The organism is Xanthomonas sp. NCPPB 901 (assembly GCF_056725085.1).
On the sequence record NZ_CM161511.1, the window covers coordinates 429,128 to 445,455 of the forward strand.

Below are 16,328 nucleotides of genomic sequence, written 5' to 3' on the forward strand. Positions count from 1 at the left end.
GAAAGCGGCCGGTGGAGTCGCGCCATGCGCGCCGCATGCGAAATGTCTACGTTGTGATACGCATCACGGTTTACTGGTCTTGCCTGACTGACGAAGATCGACGTCGGGGAGTGCTGTAGGGGCCAGCATGTCTGCATATCGTGCTCGCGCCAGAGTGCTGGCGCTGCTTGCGTGCGTCGCCGTCAACTGCAGCGCGTGCGCGGTGGTGACGGTCGCCACCGCGCAAGACGACGTGGTCGTGCGCGGCCTGTTCGGCGCACGCATCGCCACGGCAGGCTTGGCGCCTGTGGCGATCCGCTCGCAAGGTCTGGGAATCTCGCAGACCCCGCGCGCATGGACGGTGGGCTGGCACGCCGAAACCGCGATCTACGCTCCCCTTGGTGCGGACGCCTGCCGCATCGTGCTGATTTCCAATACCGAAGCCGAGGTCCGCCGCCTGCTTGCGATCCTGCAGGCCGGTGGCGGCGATTTGTCGCAGGTCTGCGTCCACTCACAGGAGGTGTCACGATGAAAACGTCTCTTGCCTGTTGCTCTTTTCTGCTGTTGGGTGGCTGCGCGCATCTGGAGCAGGCGCCGCTGGTGTATGCGTCGAAGACGACATTCGGTGTCGATGTTTCCACGGCATCCACCGAGAACCCAGGCATTTCGATGAACCTGGGCTACAAACAGGTGGATGCGGCCTATGTGCCGGTGGCGGTGGCAAGAAAGTGCAACGATGGGGTCGCAGGTGCCGACTGCAGCAAGAAAGGGTACGAATTGTTGGTGATCTCAGGCGTCGCCAGAGAGGGCGACTCGGACGCGGACGGGACCAGCGAAGACGCGCGGATCGAAGTCGCCAAGAAGGCATCGACAGACTATGCGAGGGCGCTGTCGGAGGAGACGCTGGCGAAGCAGGCGATGATCGAGGCCGATAGCAAGCTCAAGCAACTGCGCGAAAGCTACAGCGCAGCCGCCAAGCGGCAAAGCGCATACGATCAAGCGAAACTGGAAATGGGCGTCACTCCAGGCAGCGGCGGGCAGCCCGGGCACGGTCGACGAGGCGGACGTAAGTGCCGCGAAGAGCGCCATGGACGCGCTCGTGCCCACTGCCGAAGACCAGGCGATTCTCGCGGGTTTCGCTCAGAGCGAGAATGACCTGCGGCAGAACGCCGCCGCCGTGGCGGCTGAATACGCGAGCAAGCAGAAAGCCGCAGAGTTGCAGGAAGCCATCCTCAAGTCGGCCAATGCGAAGATCGCACGCAGCAATCTGGGCGACTCCTATTCCGTCTTTGGCAGCTTCGATGGCACGAGCACGGCGAATGGCAGTGGCTCCGCGTCGATCGGGCTGGGCAAGATGTTCTCGACCGGCGTGGCCGCGCAACGTTTGGCGGGCGGCATATCGACCATGGCCTGCTATGACCTGATTAAGAGCAAGGTTCCTGCCGCCGTGGCTGCGGCGGAACTGGAGAAGCTGTTGCAGCACTGCCAATAAGGCAGTGTTTGCGCCGACGGCAAGCGCGGTCGAGCGCTGCGGCGCCGCCTCGGCCGCTCGCTACAGCAACCCGTCGCGCTTCACCGCCAGGTAGCGCTCGATCAGCGCGCCGGGCAACTCCTCGCCGGTGACGTCGAGCACCATCACGCCGTGGCTGCGCAGCGCGTCGTGCGCGGCGCTGCGTTGCTGCAGGTAGCGCGCCACGGCGCCGGCCTGCACGGCCTGCGGCAGGTCGTGCACTTCGTCGGCCAGCGCCTGGTCCAGCTCGCGCTCGCGCAGGCTGGCCACGCACACCAGGTGGCGGCGCTGCAGCAGGCGCACCGCGGCCAGCAGGTCCTCGATGTCCTCGTCGCGCACGTTGCTGACCAGCATCACCAGCGCGCGGCGGCGCTGGCGCAACGACAGCTCAGTGGCCGCGGCCAGGTAGTCGGTGGCCACCGGCTGCGGCTGCAGGTCGTAGCTGGCGCGCAGCAACACGTCGACCGTGCCCATGCCACGCTGCGGCGCCACCCAGCGCGCCTCGCCGCCGCTGGCCATCATGCCCACCGCATCGCCCTGGCGCAGCGCCAGGTACGACACCACCAGCGCGGCGTTGAGCACGTGGTCGAAATGCGACAGGCCGCGCTCGCTGGCCAGCATCCGCCGCCCGGTGTCGATCAGCATCAGCAACTGCTGGTTCTTCTCGTCCTGGTACTCGCGCGAGATCAGCTTGCGCGCGCGCGAGGTGGCCTTCCAGTCGATCTGGTGCAGGCTGTCGCCGACGCGGTACTCGCGCATCTGGTGGAAGTCGGTGCCTTCGCCGCGGCGCCGCTTCAGGTGCGCGCCGACCAGGCGCGAGGCCTGTTCGGCGCTGAACAGGGCAAAGCGGGTCAGCGGCGCGAAGTTCGGGTACACGCGCACGGTCTGCGCCGGCCCGGCCAGGCGTTGCTGCCACCACAGGCGCCAGGGCGCATGCAGGCGCAGGTGGGTGCCGTCGAAGACGAAGCGGCCGCGCGCCGTGGGCCGCAACTGGTAACGCACCTGGGTCCGATGCGCGGCGGGCAGGGTCATGCGCTGCGGCAGCCCCTGCAGTTCCCAGCCGCTGGGCACCAGGTCGAACAGGTCCACGCGCTGGCGCTGCGCGCTGTCCAGGTGCAGCACCACCTCGCGCTGCACGCCCAGCGGCAGCGCTTCGGGCAGGTCGCGGCGCAGTTGCGGCGTCGGCCGCCGCCACAGCCGCCAGGCATCGAGCGCCGCGACCAGCGCGATGCCGGCCGCGAGCGCCTGCCAGCTCCACAACGGCAGCCAGCCCAGCGCCACGGCCAGGCCGCACAGCGCCCACAGTGCGAGCAGGGCTAGCAGTGGCGGGGCGGGTCTCATTGCTGGGCTGCCGGGAATGGGGAATGGGGAATGGGGAATCGGAAAAGCGGCAGGGCTGCAGCGCGACGCTCTGCAGCGTTCGTCGGTTCACCGCAATCGGGGGGTGCCGGAAACGCCGAGAACCCCGGCGTTTTCCATTCCCCCTTCCCCATTCCCGACTCCCGGCTCATTTCCTCGGCGCCTCCACCTTGGCCAGCAGCGCACCCAGGGCGTCGTCGGCGCTCTGGCCTTCGATCTGCAGTTCCGGGGCCAGGGCGATGCGGTGGCGCAGGGCCGGCTTGGCCACGTCGCGGATGTCGTCGGGGATGACGAAATCGCGGCCGGACAGCACCGCCTGCGCGCGCGCCGCGCGGACCAGGGCGATGCTGCCGCGCGGGCCGGCGCCCAGGGCGATGCCGGGCCAGCGGCGGGTGGCGGCGACGATGCGCACGGCGTAGTCGATGACCTGCGGGTCGACCGCGATGGCGGCGGTGCCGGCCTGCATCGCCACCACGTCCTCGGCGCTGAGCACGCGCGGCACCTGCGACAGGTCGAAGTCGCCGGCGCTGCGGCCGCTGGTGACCGCGGTGACCATGCGCGCCTCGTCCTCCAGCTGCGGGTAGTCGATCAGGATCTTCAGCAGGAAACGGTCCAGCTGCGCTTCCGGCAACGGGTAGGTGCCTTCCTGCTCGACCGGGTTCTGCGTGGCCAGGGCCAGGAACGGCGGCGCCAGCGGGAAGGCCGTGCCTTCGATGGTGACCTGGCCTTCCTGCATCACTTCCAGCAGCGCCGACTGGGTCTTGGCCGGGGCGCGGTTGATCTCGTCGGCCAGCAGCAGGTGGGTGAACACCGGGCCGCGGCGGATCTTGAAGCTTTCGGTCTTGGGGTCGTACACGGCATGGCCGCTGACGTCGCTGGGCATCAGGTCCGGGGTGAACTGCACGCGTGCGTAGTTCAGTTCCAGCGCCTGCGCCAACGCGCGCACCAGCAGGGTCTTGCCGAGGCCGGGCACGCCCTCGATCAGCACGTGGCCGCCGGCCAGCAGCGCGATCAGGATCTGCTCCAGCACCTGCGGCTGGCCGATGAAGGCGTGGCCGACCGCGGCGCGGATCGCCTCGGCGCGTTCGATCAGGGCAGGGCCGGCGAGCGGCGCGACGGCGGCGGAGGAGGCGGTGGTCATAACTGGTTTCTCATCTGGACGAGGAGGCGGATGCGCTCGCGCAAGGCGGCGGATTGGGTGGGCGGCGGCGGTTGCAACGCCTGTTCGACCTGGGCCACCGGCAGCTGCAGGCGTTCGGCGATGGCGGCGGCCTGGGCCGGGCCCTCCAGTGCCGCGGCGATCGGCGCGCGCCGGCGCAGCCGCGCCAGGAACGCCTCGCGCATCGCCGCGTACAGCAGGTCGGCGCGGCCGTAGCGCAGCAGGTGTTCGCCGCTGGCGCGCACGTGCTCCAGCAGCGAGCGGCGATCGGCCGCCGGGGCGGCGCGCAGCGGCCCGAAGCGCTGCATGCGCGACCACAGCCAGGCCAGCAGGATCAGCAGCGCCGGCAGCCAGGCCGGCCAGCCGCGGGTGAACAGGGTGCGCCACAGCGACGGCAGTTCGGCCGAATAGATCAGGTGGATGGTGCCCTGGCCGTAGTTCGGCCCCAGCACCTGCCGGGCCAGCAGGCGGTTGCCCGCCTCGCGCAGCCCGCCGCTGCGCAACTCCTGGTCGGTCTCTACCGACGAACCCTTGAGCATCGCGCCGAACCGCTTGTCCTGGTTCTCGAGGAAGTTCAGCTGCGACAGCACGTCCACGCTACCGTCGCCGTAGGGAATGCGCGCAAACACGAAGTCGTCGTTCTCGCCGCTCCACCAGTTGCTGGGCGTGTCCGGATCGATATGGAAGCGGCGGCCGTCGCAGAAGACTTTTTGCGGCGCCGCGCCCGGCACCGCCAGCACCAGGCAGTTGTCCGGGCTGCGCGCCTCGACGGTGATGTCCAGCGCTTCCAGGATCGGCACGTCGCCGCGCTTGACCTCGGCGGTGGGCGTGCGCAGCACCAGATGGCCGCCGTGCTCCACCCAGTCCAGCAAGGCCTCGCTGTCGGCCTGGCCGAGCATGCGCGGATCGCCGTACAGCACCACGCTGTCGTGCGGGCGCAGGCGCATCGCCGCCAAGTCCAGGCGTTGCCGCGACTCGGCGCGCACGCCGTCGGCGCGCAGGGTCTGGCGCAGCGCGTACAGGGGGTTGTAGGCGGCCTCGCCGCGCGGCGGCAGCACGATCACCCGCTCGGCGCGTTCGTAGCGGCCGAAGAACCAGGCCGCGGCGACGCTGGCCAGCAGCAGGCCGACCAGGAAGATCAGCGCATTGCGCGTGCCGCTGTTCATGCCTGCCACCGGAACTGGCGCTGCAGGTCCTCGACCAGCGCATCGAAGGCGCTGTCCTCGGGCAGGCGGCCGGCGTAGGCGGCGTGCTGCCAGACCCGCACCATGCGCGCGAACAGGCTGCGGTCGGTCTCATCGGGCAGGCGCTGCGCGGCGCGCAGGCACTGCGCCTCGGTGGCGCTGGGCGGCAGCACCAGGTCGGCGCGCTCGCACAGCGTCGCCACGCTGGCCCGGTAAAGCAGCGCCAATGCGTCGCGGTGGCGGCCCTCGCGCCAGGCGCGCCGCGCCACCGTCGCCACGTCGTCGGGCAGCGGCTGCGGCGCCAGCACCGGCACGTGCTCCGGCGCCACCGGCGCCGCCGCGCGTCGGCGTCCGCCGCCGCGCATCCATGGCAGCCAGTGCTTGGCGGTCAGCAGCAGCACCAGCAGCACGATCCCCGCCAGCAGCCACATGCCCCATCTGCCGACGAAGGCGATGGCCTGGCCCGCGGCCTGCAGCCATTCGCCAAACGGGGTGAGGGTGCGCTCCTTGCTGTCGTCCGGCTTCGGCGGTTCGTCGGGATTGCGCTTCTTCCAGTAGCCGATGGTGCGCTTGGCGGTCAGCAGCGGGTCGGCGTAGGCGTGGTCGGCGGCGCGGGCGAAGCGCGCATCGGCGGCGGGCACGGTGTCGAACACCTCGTCCAACGGGACCGGGCGCGCCCCATGGTGGTGGCGCTCGGTGGCGTGTGCGGCAGGCGTCTTGCCGTCGGCATCGGCATCGGTGTCGGTGTCGGCATCTGCGTCCGAGTCCGAGTCCGAGTCGGTGGCGGTCTCGCCATCGGCATCGCGCGTGTCGTCGGCTGTGGCCGGCGCTGCCGCAGTCTGCACTGCCGTGTCGTCGGCCACCGGCTGCGCACGCAGCGCTGCGGCCGGTGCGGCGAGCAGGGCCACGCACAGCAGCGCCAGCGGCGCGGCATTGCGCAGGCGCGCGGCCATCCGGCGCAGCGCCATCTCCACGTCCCAGGCTTCGAGCTGGGTGCGCCGGTTGAGGTACAGGCCGAAGCCGGCGCCGACGAAGAACGGTTCGATCAGGGTCATCGCCAGCCAGCCGATGGCGTTGAAGCCGAGGTCGGCCCACACCGGGGTCTGCTGGCCGATCAGCGACCAGGCCGCGCGCGCGGTTTCCGGCAGCAGGTCGATGGGCACGAACAGGAAGATCGTGGCGATGCAGGCCAGGCACAGCATCGCCTCGAAATGCCAGTACACGGTGGCCATCAACAGCGCATGGCCGTAGATGGCCCCGCCCAGGGTGCGGCGGCGCTCGCGCTGCTGGTCGGGGCTTGCGCCTTCCAGCAGCTCCAGCGGCATGAACACGCTGCGCGCCGGGCTCAGCCGGCGCCAGGTCAGGTAGCCGAGCAGGATGCGCCAGCCCCAGGCGCCCTGCGCGCGCACGGTGTCGCGCACGCGCGGCACGTCGCCGAATACCGCACGCGAGATCACGAACAGCGGAATCCGGTCCAGCACCGGCTTCAGCCACCACAGCAGCAGCGGCGCCAGCCACAGCTGGTCGATCGCCCAGGCGCCGAGGTTGAGCACGACGAACAGCGGCAGGGTGATCAGCAGCCAGGGCTTCCAGATCGCCCCGGCGTGGCGGCGCACCAGGGCGTTGCCCAGTTCCATCGCTTCCCAGGCCGAGCGTGCGCGCAGCACCACGTCCAGGCGCTCAATCCGCATCGACGGCCTCCGCCCGGCCGCGCCCGCCGCGCCACAGCCACACCAGCACCAGCGTCCACAGCACCGCGGACACGCTGTACTTGACCCATGCCGGCACGGTCGCGATGGACGACCAGAACGCCTCGATGAAAGCGGCCACCAGCAGCATCGCGGCCACGCCCAGGCACAGCCGGGCGCCGATCCTGCCGCCTTCCACCAACGCATCGACGCGCCGCCGCCGCCCTGGCGCCAGCACCTTCAGGCCGAGCTGCAGGCCGGCGCCGCCGGCGATCACGATCGCGGTCAGCTCGAACGGTGCATGCCCGGCGACGAAGCGCCAGAAGGTGACGCCGTAACCGATCTGGTGCAGGTGCCCGGCCACCGCGCCGATGGTGATGCCGTTGAACAGCAGCACCAGCACCGTGCCCAGCCCCGCCAGCAGGCCGCTGGCGAAGGTGCGCAGGCCGATGCTGATGTTGTTCATGATGTAGTGGCCGAACATCTGCCAGTCGGTGCCGCTGTCGCGGCCGAGCTTCTGCGCGCTGGCGGCCGGGTCGTACATGCGTTCGATCTGGCTGACCTGCATCGGGTCCATCAGCCCGTGGATCAGTTCCGGCCGGAACTGCAGCAGCACGAAGATGGTCACCAGCGGCACCACGAACAGTGCGGCGGCCGCGGCCATGTAGCCGGCCTGGCTGCGCACCAGCTGCGGGAACTCGGCGAACAGGAACTCCGCCGCGCGCCGCCAGCGTGGCCGCGGCGCCCGGTACAGCACGGTGTGGCCCTGCTGCATCAGGTGCTGCAGGCGCGCGGTCACCTGCGGGCTGTAGCCGCGCTTGCTCGCCAGCGCCTGCTGCTGGCACAGGCGCCGGTAGCGCGCCGGCATGTCCTCGTCGGCGAGCGGCAGCGGCGGCGGGCTCGGCGGCGCGACCGCGTCCGTGGCGCCGGCGGCGGTCTTGCGGGCCTGCTTGCGCCCGCTGTGCTGCAGCCAGGCCTCGAACGCCTGCCACTCGTGCTGATGGCGAAGGACGAACTGTTCCTGCTTCATCGGCGCCCCAGCAACCAGTTGGCCATCGCGTACAGGCGCAGCACCCCGGCCTGGCCCGGCGTGTCGGTCAGCGGCTGCGCCAGCGCGGCCAGTTCCAGTTGCCGCTCCGGGGTGAGCCGGGGCGCGCGCTCGGCGAAGGCGATCAGCGCCGCCTGTTCGGCCGGCAGCAGTGGCCGCGGCGGGGCGAGCGCGCTGGCGATCGGCGGCAATGCCGCGTCCTCGCGCGGCGGCTGGTGCACCACCAGCGTGCCTGCGACCAGGTCGCCCAGGCGCCGCGAATGGGCGTCGAACAGGCAGGCGATCAGGCCGACGGCATAGCCGAACGGCAGCATGTCCACGGTGCGCAGCAGGTTGCGGGTGATCGCCGCCATCCACCCCGCCGGCGCGCCGTTGCGCGCCACCACGCGCAGACCCAGCGCTTGCTTGCCCAGGGTCTGCCCGCGCCAGCCCTCGAGCACGATCGGGTACCCCCAGAACACCAGGAACATCACCACCAGGTACAGGCCCCGGCCGAGTCCGCCGAGCAGGCCGAGGAACATGCCCATCGCGGTCAGCACGGCGAAACGCAGCGCCAGGTCGATCAGCCAGGCCAGCGCGCGCGGCACCGCGCCGGCGGCCGGCAGATGCAGCGGCACGCCTTCGGGGGTGATGACCTCGCGGTAGGTATCGAGCATGCCGCTCACCGCCGCCGCGCGGCGCGGCGGACACGGGCGCCTGCGATGTGGGGAGGCCGTCCTTCCGTTCGGCCGGCTGCCTGTGGCGGCATGCTGCTCTCGACTGCGTCCTGCTCCGAAGCGGCACTTTAGCCGGCGTGGCGGGAATTGCCCAGCGCGCCGGCGGTGCCGATCAACGTACCGTGCCGCCGTCGCGCTGGCGCCCGGCGAACAGCTTGCGCACGCCGGCGACCAGGGCCATCAGGCCGACCAGCACCAGCTTCCAGGCCTTGGCCAGCAGCAGGCCGAGCTTGGCGAACAGGCCGGCCTTGGCCGCCAGGCCGCCGCCGATCAGGGTGGCCAGGCCATAGCTGGCGATCTTGTCGGTGGACGGGTTGTGGTCGGCATAGCGGGCGCCGCTGTCGAACTCGGCCATCGGCAGCAACTGCTGCATGCCTTCGCGCACCTGCGCCAGTTCGCCCATGCCCGAGACCGCATTGAGGCTCAGGTAGCCATTCCGTCCGAGCACGCGGATGTCGTAGTTGAGGGTGTGCTCGCGCTCGCCCGCGAACGCCAGCTCGCGCGCCCAGTACAGCTTCTTGCTGCCGGTGTCGTAGCGCGGCGGCACCGCCCAGCCGACCAGGTCGACCTGCTCGTAGCCGGCCTTCTTGCGCTGCGCGTTGGACTCGCGCGTCTCCTGCTGCATGTCCTTGAGCATGGCCTGGTAGTCGATCTTGCTGGCGTCCTCGTCGGACACGTAGCCGTCGTCGGAATAGGTGACCACCACCGCCCAGCTGCCTTTTTCGTCGAGCGCGGGTTGGCGCGGCACGATCAGGCCCAGCACGTCGTCGTCGGGCGGGTTGCCCCAGTAGCTCTCCAGCACCCTGCGCGCGTCGGTCTTGTCCAGAAAGCGGAATGCCGGGCCGAGGTCGAAATGCACCTTGGCCTGCGGCAGTTCGATATGCCCGTCGCGGAAATGCAGCGAGCCGACGAACTGCTCGGCGGTCATGTCCGGGCCGCTGTCCTGGGCCTGGGCCGGAAGGGCGGTAGCGCACAGCGCACAGAAAAAAGCAGCCAGCAGGCCGCGCGGCGAGATCTTGATCATCGGCGATTCCATTCGTTCGGTGGCGTCCCCACGCCAGAGACGCATAGTGTCGCGCAAGCGCGTGGGGCGCGCCAGTCGCCAGCGCGCGCTCGTGCCGGTCCACGGTGCCGCGCGGCGTCCTGCCCGCGCGGCGCCGGCAGCGCTCAGGCGGGCGACGCCGGCGCAGGTCTTAGGCCGGCGTCGAAGGCGGCCAGCAACTGCGCGCCGTGTGGCCATGCGCTCAGGCCGCTGGCCGCATTGAGGTGTCCCAGGCGGTCGAGTTCGACCAGTCCGCTGCCCCAGTCGGCTGCGCAGCGGCGGCTGTAGGACGGCGCCGCGTACGGATCGTCGTTGCTGGCCACGATCAGGCTGGGAAACGGCAGCGGTGCGACCGGCACCGGGACGAAACTGGCCGCGTGCGCATGCGGGAACGCGGCGCTGTGCGGATCGGGCACCGCCACCAGGAAGGCGCCGCGCGGCAGGCGTTCGGCGCGCGCGGCCCAATGCGCGACCAGCAGGCAACCCAGGCTGTGCGCGATCAGCAGCGGCGGTGTGGCGCAGTGCTGCACGCAGCGGTCGAGCGCGCGCAGCCAGTCGTGCAGTTGCGGGTGCGCGAACGACGCCGGCTGCAGCCGGCGCATGCGCGGGTCGTGCCGCTGCCAGAGGGTTTGCCAGTGCTCCGGCCCCGAGTCGCCGATGCCCGGCACGATCACCACGTCCTGCATGCGCTACGCTCCGTTGGAGGAAAGCGTGAGTGTCGCGCTGCCTGCCTGGCACCGCCATGGTGATGCATCGGCGCAAGCGGCGGTTTTCCGATGAATCCACGGTGCATGACGAGGGGGCGAAGCGAGTGGCGGCGAAAACCTGGCGGGGCGATGCGCTGGATTACGCGATCCTGGAGGCGCTGCAGTGCGACGGCCGCATTGCCCTGGCGGCGCTGGGGCGGCGCATCGGCCTGTCGCAGCCGGCGATGTCCGAACGCGTGCGCCGGCTCGAGGAACAGGGCGTGATCACCGGCTACACCGCGCGGGTCGATCCGCGCGCGCTGGGCCTGGCGACCTCGGCGATCGTCCGCCTGCGCACCACGCATGCGCAGATCGGCGCGTGCCTGCAACTGTTCGCGCAGATGCCGCAGGTGCTGGACGTGCACCGGGTCACCGGCGAGGACTGCTTCGTGCTGCGCGTGCTGGTGCCTGCGCCGGCGCAACTGGAGCCGGTCATCGATGCCCTGGCGCGCTTCGGTGCGGTGACCACCAGCGTGGTGCTGCGCAGCGAGACGCCGCGCCCGATCGGCCGCGCGTTGCTGGCGTTGGCGGCGGAGTAGCGGTGGCGGCTACTCCGACGCCGCCGCGGCCGCGCCCAGATAGCGGTCCTTCAGCCGCACGTAGTGCTGCGCCGAGTAGTGCAGGCTCTCGATCTCCTTGTCGCTGAGCATGCGCGCCTTGCGCGCGGGATTGCCCAGCCACAGCTCGCCCTCGCCGACGGTCTTGCCCGGGCCGACCACCGCACCGGCGCCGACGAAGCCGTACTTCTTCACCGTGGCGCCGTCCAGGATGCACGCGCCCATGCCGATCAGGCACAGGTCCTCGATGGTGCAGGCGTGGATGATGGTGCCGTGGCCGACGGTCACGTCCGCGCCGATCAGGGTCGGGTAGCCGGCGGCGTTGAACGGGCTGTGGTGGCTGACGTGGATGATGGTGCCGTCCTGGATGTTGCTGCGCGCGCCGATGCGCACGTAGTTGACGTCGCCGCGGATCACCGTGCCCGGCCACACCGACACGTCGTCCGCCAGTTCCACGTCGCCGATGAGGGTGCAGGCCGGGTCCACATAGACGCGCGCGCCCAGCTGCGGGGTCGTGTCGAGGTAGGGGCGGATCGGGGACATGGCGCTCTCCGGCGGTGGGCGGCCGGCGGCCACGCGGGCGCCGATGATACCGCGCTCGCTCGCTCGGGCCGGCCGCCGCGGCGGGCGCGTCCCCCCGACGCCTGTCGCACACAAGGGCTAAGCTACGCCGGGCGTCGTGCGACGCCGTCGCGGAGCAATCGCCATGGTGGATCGCCCGACCGTCGCGGCCTACGACGCCGATGCCGCGCGCTATGCGCAGGACTGGCGCGACCAGGCCGCGCCCGAGGACATGTACGCACTGCTCCGCCGGCATTTCGCGCCGGGGCCGACCGCCGACGTCGGCTGCGGCGCGGGGCGCGATACGGCCTGGCTCGCAGCGCGCGGTTTCGAGGTGTGCGGCTACGACGCGAGCGCCGGGCTGCTTGAGGAGGCGCGGCGGCGCTACCGCGGCCCGCGGTTCGAGCTGGCCGCGTTGCCGGCGCTGGACGGCGTCCCGTCCGGCGCGTTTCGCAACGTGCTGTGCGAAACGGTGGTGATGCATCTCGACCAGGCGGACGCGGCCGCCGCCGCCGCGCGGCTGGCCGAGCTGCTGATGCCGGAGGGCACCTTGTACCTGAGTTGGCGGGTGGCTGGAAACGACGCGCCGCGCGATGCGCACGGCCGCCTGTATACCGTGCTGGATGCCGCGCGGATGCGTGCGGCGCTGGGCGGCGGCATGCAGGTGCTCGACGACCACGAAGTCATCAGCGCCTCCTCCGGCAAGCGCGTGCATCGGCTGATCGCGCGCAAGGCCGCCGCCGCCGCGTAGCGCCACGCACCTGGCATGTGCCGTGGTTGCGCCGCCGCTCCCAAAGCGCCGGGGTTCGACGCGGCCAAGATCCGATTGTGCGATAAACGCACCGACAATCGATATTCGCACTTGAATGGTGCACTGCGATAAAACTAGCGTTGCCCCTGTTCCGGCGCCTGGCAGCGCACGACGCGTGCGCCACCGGCGGCCGCGGCGCCGCCTGCCGCCGGCGCGGTCCCGATTCTGTTGGAGATGGTGCATGTCCTGTGCGTTTTCCCGCGGCCTGGCCCTGCTGGCGGCCCTGCTTCCCGGCGCCGTGCGCGCCTACCAGGCCGAGCCGGTGCCGCCGGCGCCCAGCGTGCTGACCGTGGACCGCTATGCCGACGACGATGCCCCGGGCTCCCTCCGCTGGGCGATCACCACCGCCAACCAGGCGCCCGGCCGCTACCGCATCGAGATCGCCGCGGTGGGCGCGCCGCCCTACGTGATCCGCCCGCGCGCGCCGTTGCCGGCGTTGCAGGGGCCGCTGCAGGTGGTCGGCCTGGCACGGGCGCACGACGGCCAGTACATCGCCATCGACGGCGCCGGCTACATCCGGGGCAAGGGCACCGCCGCCTGCCCGGGCGCGGAGAAGGGCCAGTTCGGCACCAACGTGCGCAGCACCACGCTGCCCGGCCTGGTGCTGCGCGATACCCATGGCGTGGAACTGAGCGGCCTGGAGATCCGCAACTTCTGCATCGGCGTGCTGATCAACCGCGCCAGCGACAATGTGCTGCGCGACAACCGCATCGTCGCCAACCACGGCGGCGCCGGGGTGATGCTGACCGGCGACGACGGCAACGGCCAGTCCACCGCCACCACCACGGTGCGCAACCGCATCGTGCGCAACACCTTCCTCGACAACGGCGACGGCCTGGAACTGACCCGCGGCGCGGCCTGGAACCTGGTGGCCGACAACCTGTTCCGCTCCACCGATGCCAACCCCGAGCCCTCGCAGGGCATCGAGATCCTGTGGGGCAACGACAACACCGTGCTGCGCAACCGGTTCGAACGCTATTCCGACGGGCTGCAGATCAACTGGGGCAACCGCAACACCATCGCCGACAACGACTTCGCCGGCAATTCGATCGGGGTCAGCGTCAGCGGCCGCGACAACCTGATCGAGGGCAACCGCCTGGTCGGCAATGGCATCGGCATCGCGGTGCGTCCGCAGCCGCGCAGCGAACCCAACCGTTTCAGCGCCAACCTGCTCTCCGGCAACGGCCTGAAGATCGAGCGCTGTTTCGCCGGCGGCGCCTGCGCGCCGGGCCAGCCGCGCGGCGCCATCGTGTTCGGCGTGCCGGGCCTGGAACACGCGGCCTTCGTCGGCTCGCGCGGCATCGGCGTCGATCCGGACCCGCGCAAGCGCGCGGCGATCTGCGGCGCCGTCGCGGCGGACGGCTGCCAACCGCCGCCGAACTTCGGCCAGGCCGCCCCGCAGTTGCGCGCGATCGAACGCGGCGCCGGCGTGCCGCAGGTGCAGGGGACCTTCACCGGCCGCGCCGGCCACCTGTACACGGTGGAGCTGTTCGGCAACCGCCGCGCCGGCGACGACGAAGCCGAGCGCTATCTCGGCCGTGCCGAGGCGTCGGTGGATGCGCAGGGGCAGGGCCGTTTCGCGCTGCCGCTAGAGGCCGACAGCGCGGATCTGGCCACGCTCACCGCCACCGTCACCAGCGACGATGGCGCGACCTCGCCGCTGAGCGCGCCGCTGGCGGTGGCGCCGTGAGCCGCGTCGCTCCCGCCGGCGCTCGCGCGGTGCGACGCCTGCCGTCGTTGCCGGCCTGGTCGCTGCTGGTCGCGGCCGTCGCCTTCGCCCCGTCCGGCGCCGCCGCGCAGGACGCCACCGACCTGGCGCACAGCACCTTCAGCGGCGACTGGGACGGCGTGCGCAGCGACTGGCTGCGGCGCGGCGTCAACGTGCGCGGCGACTATGTCGGCGAAGCCATGGGCCTGGTCGACGGCGGCCGCGGCGAGCGCGGCGCGCGCTATGCGCAGCAGGTGCGGCTGGGCGTGGACCTGGACCTGGCGAAACTGGCCGGCTGGGACGGCGGCACAGTGCATGTGACCCTCAACGACCGCCGCGGCCGCAGCACCTCGGCCGACCTGCTCGGCAACCGCTTCCCGATCCAGGAAGCCTACGGCGGCCAGTTCACCCGGCTGACCGAACTGAGCTACGACCGCCGCTTCAACGACGGCCGTTCCTACGTCAAGGCCGGCTTCTATGCGATGGGCAACCAGTTCGGCGCGCACACGCTGCTGACCAACTTCGTCAACGCCGCGTTCTGCGCGCATCCGCTGGCGATGTCCGGCAACAGCGGTTGGTACAACTATCCCAACGCGCGCTGGGGCGCGGAGGTGGCGCAGCAACTGACGCCGGCGGCGAACCTGCGGGTCGGCTGGTTCCAGGTCAATCCCCGCACCAACAACAACGTGCACACCGCGTTCGACCTGGCCGCGCGCGGCACCACCGGCTCGCTGTTCCCCGTGGAGCTGACCTGGACGCCGGGCGCCGGCGGGGCCTATCCGGGCACCTACAAGTTCGGCGGCTACTACGACTCCTCGCGGGTGCCGCGCAAGGGCCTGGATCCGCGTGCCACCACCGGCCGCGACGGCGCCTATCTGCTGGTCGAACAGAAGCTTTACTCGCCCGGCGGCGAACGCGGGCGCGGCCTCACCGGCTTCGCCCAGTACATGGTGTCCGACCGCGCCACCGCGCAGATCACCCGCTGGTACGCGCTGGGCGGGGTGTACCAGGGCATCGGCCGGCGCAGCCAGGACCGCATCGCCCTGGGCTACGTCGGCGCCGACATCAACCATCGCCTGCTCGACGCGCGGCGCGCGGCGCTGCTCGATGCAGGCGTGCCGCCGGACGCGCCGGTGTTCGCGCTCGACACCGCCGAGCAACTCTACGAACTGTCCTACAGCGCGCAGCTGACCCCGTGGCTGATGCTGCGGCCGGATGTGCAGTACATCGTCAACCCCGGCACCTTCGCCTATGCGCGCACCGACAACGCGCTGGCGGTGGGGCTGCAGGTCAAGCTCACCTTCTGAGCGCGCGCTGCGCGCCTCCTTGCCCAGGCCGATCCCGATGCCCCTGTTTCCGTCACGACTGATGTTCCTGTGCTGCGCCGGCCTGCTGCTGGCGTCGCCGCTGCAGGCCGCGCCCGCGGCGCTTCCGGCAGCGGCGCCCGCGTCAGCGCCCGCGGCGGCCCCGTTGCCGGCGCCGCAGCTGCTGCAGATCCGCGGGCTCGCCATCGGCACCGGCCTGCCGAAGATCATCGTGCCGATCACCGCCCATGACGCCGAGCAGGCGCTGGCGCAGGCGCAGCGCATCGCCGCCTCGCCGGATGCGGACATGGCCGAGTGGCGCATCGACCTGATGGACGGCGCCACCGACGCGGCGGCGCTGGCGGCATTGGGGCCGCGTCTGGCGCAGGCATTGCACGGCAAGCCGCTGCTGCTGACCTTCCGCACCAACGCCGAGGGCGGTGCGGTGCCGCTCGACGATGCCGCCTACGGCGCGCTGTACGCGCGGCTGCTGGACGCGCGCTTCGCCGACCTGCTCGACGTGGAGATGTTCCGCGACCCGGCGGTGGTGCGGCAGCTGGTGCAGCACGCGCACCGGCAGGGCGTGTACGTGGTGATGTCCAGCCACGACTTCCACGCCACCCCGCCGGTGGCCGAGATGGTGGCGCGGCTGCAGCGCCAGCAGGCGCTGGGCGCCGACGTGCTGAAGATCGCGGTGATGCCGCGCGATCCGGGCGACGTGCTGCATCTGCTCGACGCCACCTGGCAGATGCGCCAGCGCAGCGGCCAGCCGCTGCTGACCATGGCGATGGGGCCGCTGGGCGCGGTGTCGCGGCTGTCCGGCGGCACCTTCGGGCAGAGCCTGACCTTCGGCATGCTCGGCAGCGCCTCGGCGCCGGGGCAGATCGACGCGGTGCGGTTGCGGCAGGCGCTCGACGCGCTGCATGCCGCCGCGCCCCCCAAGTAAGTCCGCGACG

Annotated in this window: 17 protein-coding genes; 8 read left to right on the top strand and 9 right to left on the bottom strand. The window is 71.4% G+C overall.

The window, feature by feature from the left end; translation table 11 throughout:
* Positions 1-127 precede the first annotated feature (127 nt).
* From AC1PME_RS01840 to AC1PME_RS01850, 3 genes are read left to right on the top strand one after another with little or no spacing between them, the layout of a single operon-like run.
* Positions 128-511 carry a hypothetical protein gene (locus AC1PME_RS01840; RefSeq protein WP_307547964.1) on the top strand — a complete coding sequence of 128 codons (384 nt, stop codon included), beginning with the start codon at positions 128-130 and terminating at the stop codon, positions 509-511.
* Positions 508-1,134, top strand: a complete 627-nt coding sequence (locus AC1PME_RS01845; RefSeq protein ID WP_481097123.1) for a hypothetical protein — start codon at positions 508-510, stop codon at positions 1,132-1,134. The genes AC1PME_RS01840 and AC1PME_RS01845 overlap by 4 nt, the downstream gene beginning before the upstream one ends.
* Positions 1,067-1,471 (top strand): hypothetical protein, encoded by a 405-nt coding sequence (locus AC1PME_RS01850; RefSeq protein ID WP_481097124.1) that lies wholly within the window; start codon positions 1,067-1,069, stop codon positions 1,469-1,471. Before AC1PME_RS01845 ends, AC1PME_RS01850 begins: the two co-directional genes overlap by 68 nt.
* Before the next feature lie 60 nt (positions 1,472-1,531).
* On the opposite strand, the gene AC1PME_RS01855 is transcribed toward AC1PME_RS01850, so the two are convergent.
* From AC1PME_RS01855 to AC1PME_RS01890, 8 genes are all read right to left on the bottom strand, one after another.
* Entirely contained in the window at positions 1,532-2,830 is a 1,299-nt protein-coding gene (locus AC1PME_RS01855) for a DUF58 domain-containing protein (RefSeq protein ID WP_481097125.1), read from the bottom strand.
* A 166-nt stretch (positions 2,831-2,996) separates the two neighbouring features.
* Entirely contained in the window at positions 2,997-3,989 is a 993-nt protein-coding gene (locus AC1PME_RS01860) for an AAA family ATPase (protein ID WP_481097126.1), read from the bottom strand.
* Entirely contained in the window at positions 3,986-5,173 is a 1,188-nt protein-coding gene (locus AC1PME_RS01865) for a DUF4350 domain-containing protein (protein WP_481097127.1), read from the bottom strand. The genes AC1PME_RS01860 and AC1PME_RS01865 overlap by 4 nt, the downstream gene beginning before the upstream one ends.
* The gene (locus AC1PME_RS01870) at positions 5,170-6,882 is read right to left on the bottom strand and encodes a DUF4129 domain-containing protein (protein ID WP_481097128.1); all 1,713 of its coding nucleotides are present in this window, start codon (positions 6,880-6,882) and stop codon (positions 5,170-5,172) included. The genes AC1PME_RS01865 and AC1PME_RS01870 overlap by 4 nt, the downstream gene beginning before the upstream one ends.
* The gene (locus AC1PME_RS01875) at positions 6,872-7,909 is read right to left on the bottom strand and encodes a stage II sporulation protein M (RefSeq protein ID WP_307547975.1); all 1,038 of its coding nucleotides are present in this window, start codon (positions 7,907-7,909) and stop codon (positions 6,872-6,874) included. The genes AC1PME_RS01870 and AC1PME_RS01875 overlap by 11 nt, the downstream gene beginning before the upstream one ends.
* Positions 7,906-8,583 carry an RDD family protein gene (locus AC1PME_RS01880; protein WP_254460020.1) on the bottom strand — a complete coding sequence of 226 codons (678 nt, stop codon included), beginning with the start codon at positions 8,581-8,583 and terminating at the stop codon, positions 7,906-7,908. The genes AC1PME_RS01875 and AC1PME_RS01880 overlap by 4 nt, the downstream gene beginning before the upstream one ends.
* A 172-nt stretch (positions 8,584-8,755) precedes the next feature.
* A complete protein-coding gene (locus tag AC1PME_RS01885) occupies positions 8,756-9,667 on the bottom strand; it encodes a DUF2167 domain-containing protein (protein ID WP_429002480.1) in 912 nt (303 codons plus the stop codon).
* Between the two features lie 143 nt (positions 9,668-9,810).
* Entirely contained in the window at positions 9,811-10,371 is a 561-nt protein-coding gene (locus tag AC1PME_RS01890) for an RBBP9/YdeN family alpha/beta hydrolase (RefSeq protein WP_481097129.1), read from the bottom strand.
* A gap of 125 nt (positions 10,372-10,496) precedes the next feature.
* Between AC1PME_RS01890 and AC1PME_RS01895 the strand changes: the two genes are divergently transcribed.
* Positions 10,497-10,970, top strand: a complete 474-nt coding sequence (locus tag AC1PME_RS01895; RefSeq protein ID WP_254460023.1) for an Lrp/AsnC family transcriptional regulator — start codon at positions 10,497-10,499, stop codon at positions 10,968-10,970.
* A gap of 9 nt (positions 10,971-10,979) precedes the next feature.
* On the opposite strand, the gene AC1PME_RS01900 is transcribed toward AC1PME_RS01895, so the two are convergent.
* The gene (locus AC1PME_RS01900) at positions 10,980-11,531 is read right to left on the bottom strand and encodes a gamma carbonic anhydrase family protein (RefSeq protein ID WP_481097130.1); all 552 of its coding nucleotides are present in this window, start codon (positions 11,529-11,531) and stop codon (positions 10,980-10,982) included.
* A 163-nt stretch (positions 11,532-11,694) separates the two neighbouring features.
* Here AC1PME_RS01900 and AC1PME_RS01905 point away from each other — a divergent pair, with 163 nt between their 5' ends.
* The 4 genes from AC1PME_RS01905 (at position 11,695) to aroD (ending at position 16,318) form a co-directional block, all read left to right on the top strand.
* Complete coding sequence (locus tag AC1PME_RS01905) at positions 11,695-12,300, top strand: methyltransferase domain-containing protein (protein WP_307547980.1); 606 nt, start codon at positions 11,695-11,697, stop codon at positions 12,298-12,300.
* A 241-nt stretch (positions 12,301-12,541) separates the two neighbouring features.
* Positions 12,542-14,050, top strand: coding sequence for a right-handed parallel beta-helix repeat-containing protein (locus AC1PME_RS01910; protein WP_481097131.1), 1,509 nt, complete (start codon positions 12,542-12,544; stop codon positions 14,048-14,050).
* Positions 14,047-15,375: a carbohydrate porin gene (locus AC1PME_RS01915; RefSeq protein WP_481097132.1), complete on the top strand. Its 1,329-nt coding sequence runs from the start codon at positions 14,047-14,049 to the stop codon at positions 15,373-15,375. Before AC1PME_RS01910 ends, AC1PME_RS01915 begins: the two co-directional genes overlap by 4 nt.
* 37 nt (positions 15,376-15,412) lie before the next feature.
* Positions 15,413-16,318: a type I 3-dehydroquinate dehydratase gene (gene aroD, locus AC1PME_RS01920; protein ID WP_481097133.1), complete on the top strand. Its 906-nt coding sequence runs from the start codon at positions 15,413-15,415 to the stop codon at positions 16,316-16,318.
* Positions 16,319-16,328: the final 10 nt, after the last annotated feature.

Excerpts from the sequence above, each read along its gene's own strand:
- AC1PME_RS01850 (WP_481097124.1), top strand. The coding sequence starts at position 1,067 with ATGGACGCGCTCGTGCCCACTGCCGAAGACCAGGCGATTCTCGCGGGT.
- AC1PME_RS01885 (WP_429002480.1), bottom strand. The coding sequence starts at position 9,667 with ATGATCAAGATCTCGCCGCGCGGCCTGCTGGCTGCTTTTTTCTGTGCG.
- AC1PME_RS01840 (WP_307547964.1), top strand. The coding sequence starts at position 128 with ATGTCTGCATATCGTGCTCGCGCCAGAGTGCTGGCGCTGCTTGCGTGC.
- AC1PME_RS01880 (WP_254460020.1), bottom strand. The coding sequence starts at position 8,583 with ATGCTCGATACCTACCGCGAGGTCATCACCCCCGAAGGCGTGCCGCTG.
- AC1PME_RS01900 (WP_481097130.1), bottom strand. The coding sequence starts at position 11,531 with ATGTCCCCGATCCGCCCCTACCTCGACACGACCCCGCAGCTGGGCGCG.
- AC1PME_RS01855 (WP_481097125.1), bottom strand. The coding sequence starts at position 2,830 with ATGAGACCCGCCCCGCCACTGCTAGCCCTGCTCGCACTGTGGGCGCTG.
- AC1PME_RS01860 (WP_481097126.1), bottom strand. The coding sequence starts at position 3,989 with ATGACCACCGCCTCCTCCGCCGCCGTCGCGCCGCTCGCCGGCCCTGCC.
- AC1PME_RS01890 (WP_481097129.1), bottom strand. The coding sequence starts at position 10,371 with ATGCAGGACGTGGTGATCGTGCCGGGCATCGGCGACTCGGGGCCGGAG.
- AC1PME_RS01905 (WP_307547980.1), top strand. The coding sequence starts at position 11,695 with ATGGTGGATCGCCCGACCGTCGCGGCCTACGACGCCGATGCCGCGCGC.
- aroD (WP_481097133.1), top strand. The coding sequence starts at position 15,413 with ATGCCCCTGTTTCCGTCACGACTGATGTTCCTGTGCTGCGCCGGCCTG.
- AC1PME_RS01875 (WP_307547975.1), bottom strand. The coding sequence starts at position 7,909 with ATGAAGCAGGAACAGTTCGTCCTTCGCCATCAGCACGAGTGGCAGGCG.
- AC1PME_RS01910 (WP_481097131.1), top strand. The coding sequence starts at position 12,542 with ATGTCCTGTGCGTTTTCCCGCGGCCTGGCCCTGCTGGCGGCCCTGCTT.
- AC1PME_RS01845 (WP_481097123.1), top strand. The coding sequence starts at position 508 with ATGAAAACGTCTCTTGCCTGTTGCTCTTTTCTGCTGTTGGGTGGCTGC.
- AC1PME_RS01870 (WP_481097128.1), bottom strand. The coding sequence starts at position 6,882 with ATGCGGATTGAGCGCCTGGACGTGGTGCTGCGCGCACGCTCGGCCTGG.
- AC1PME_RS01865 (WP_481097127.1), bottom strand. The coding sequence starts at position 5,173 with ATGAACAGCGGCACGCGCAATGCGCTGATCTTCCTGGTCGGCCTGCTG.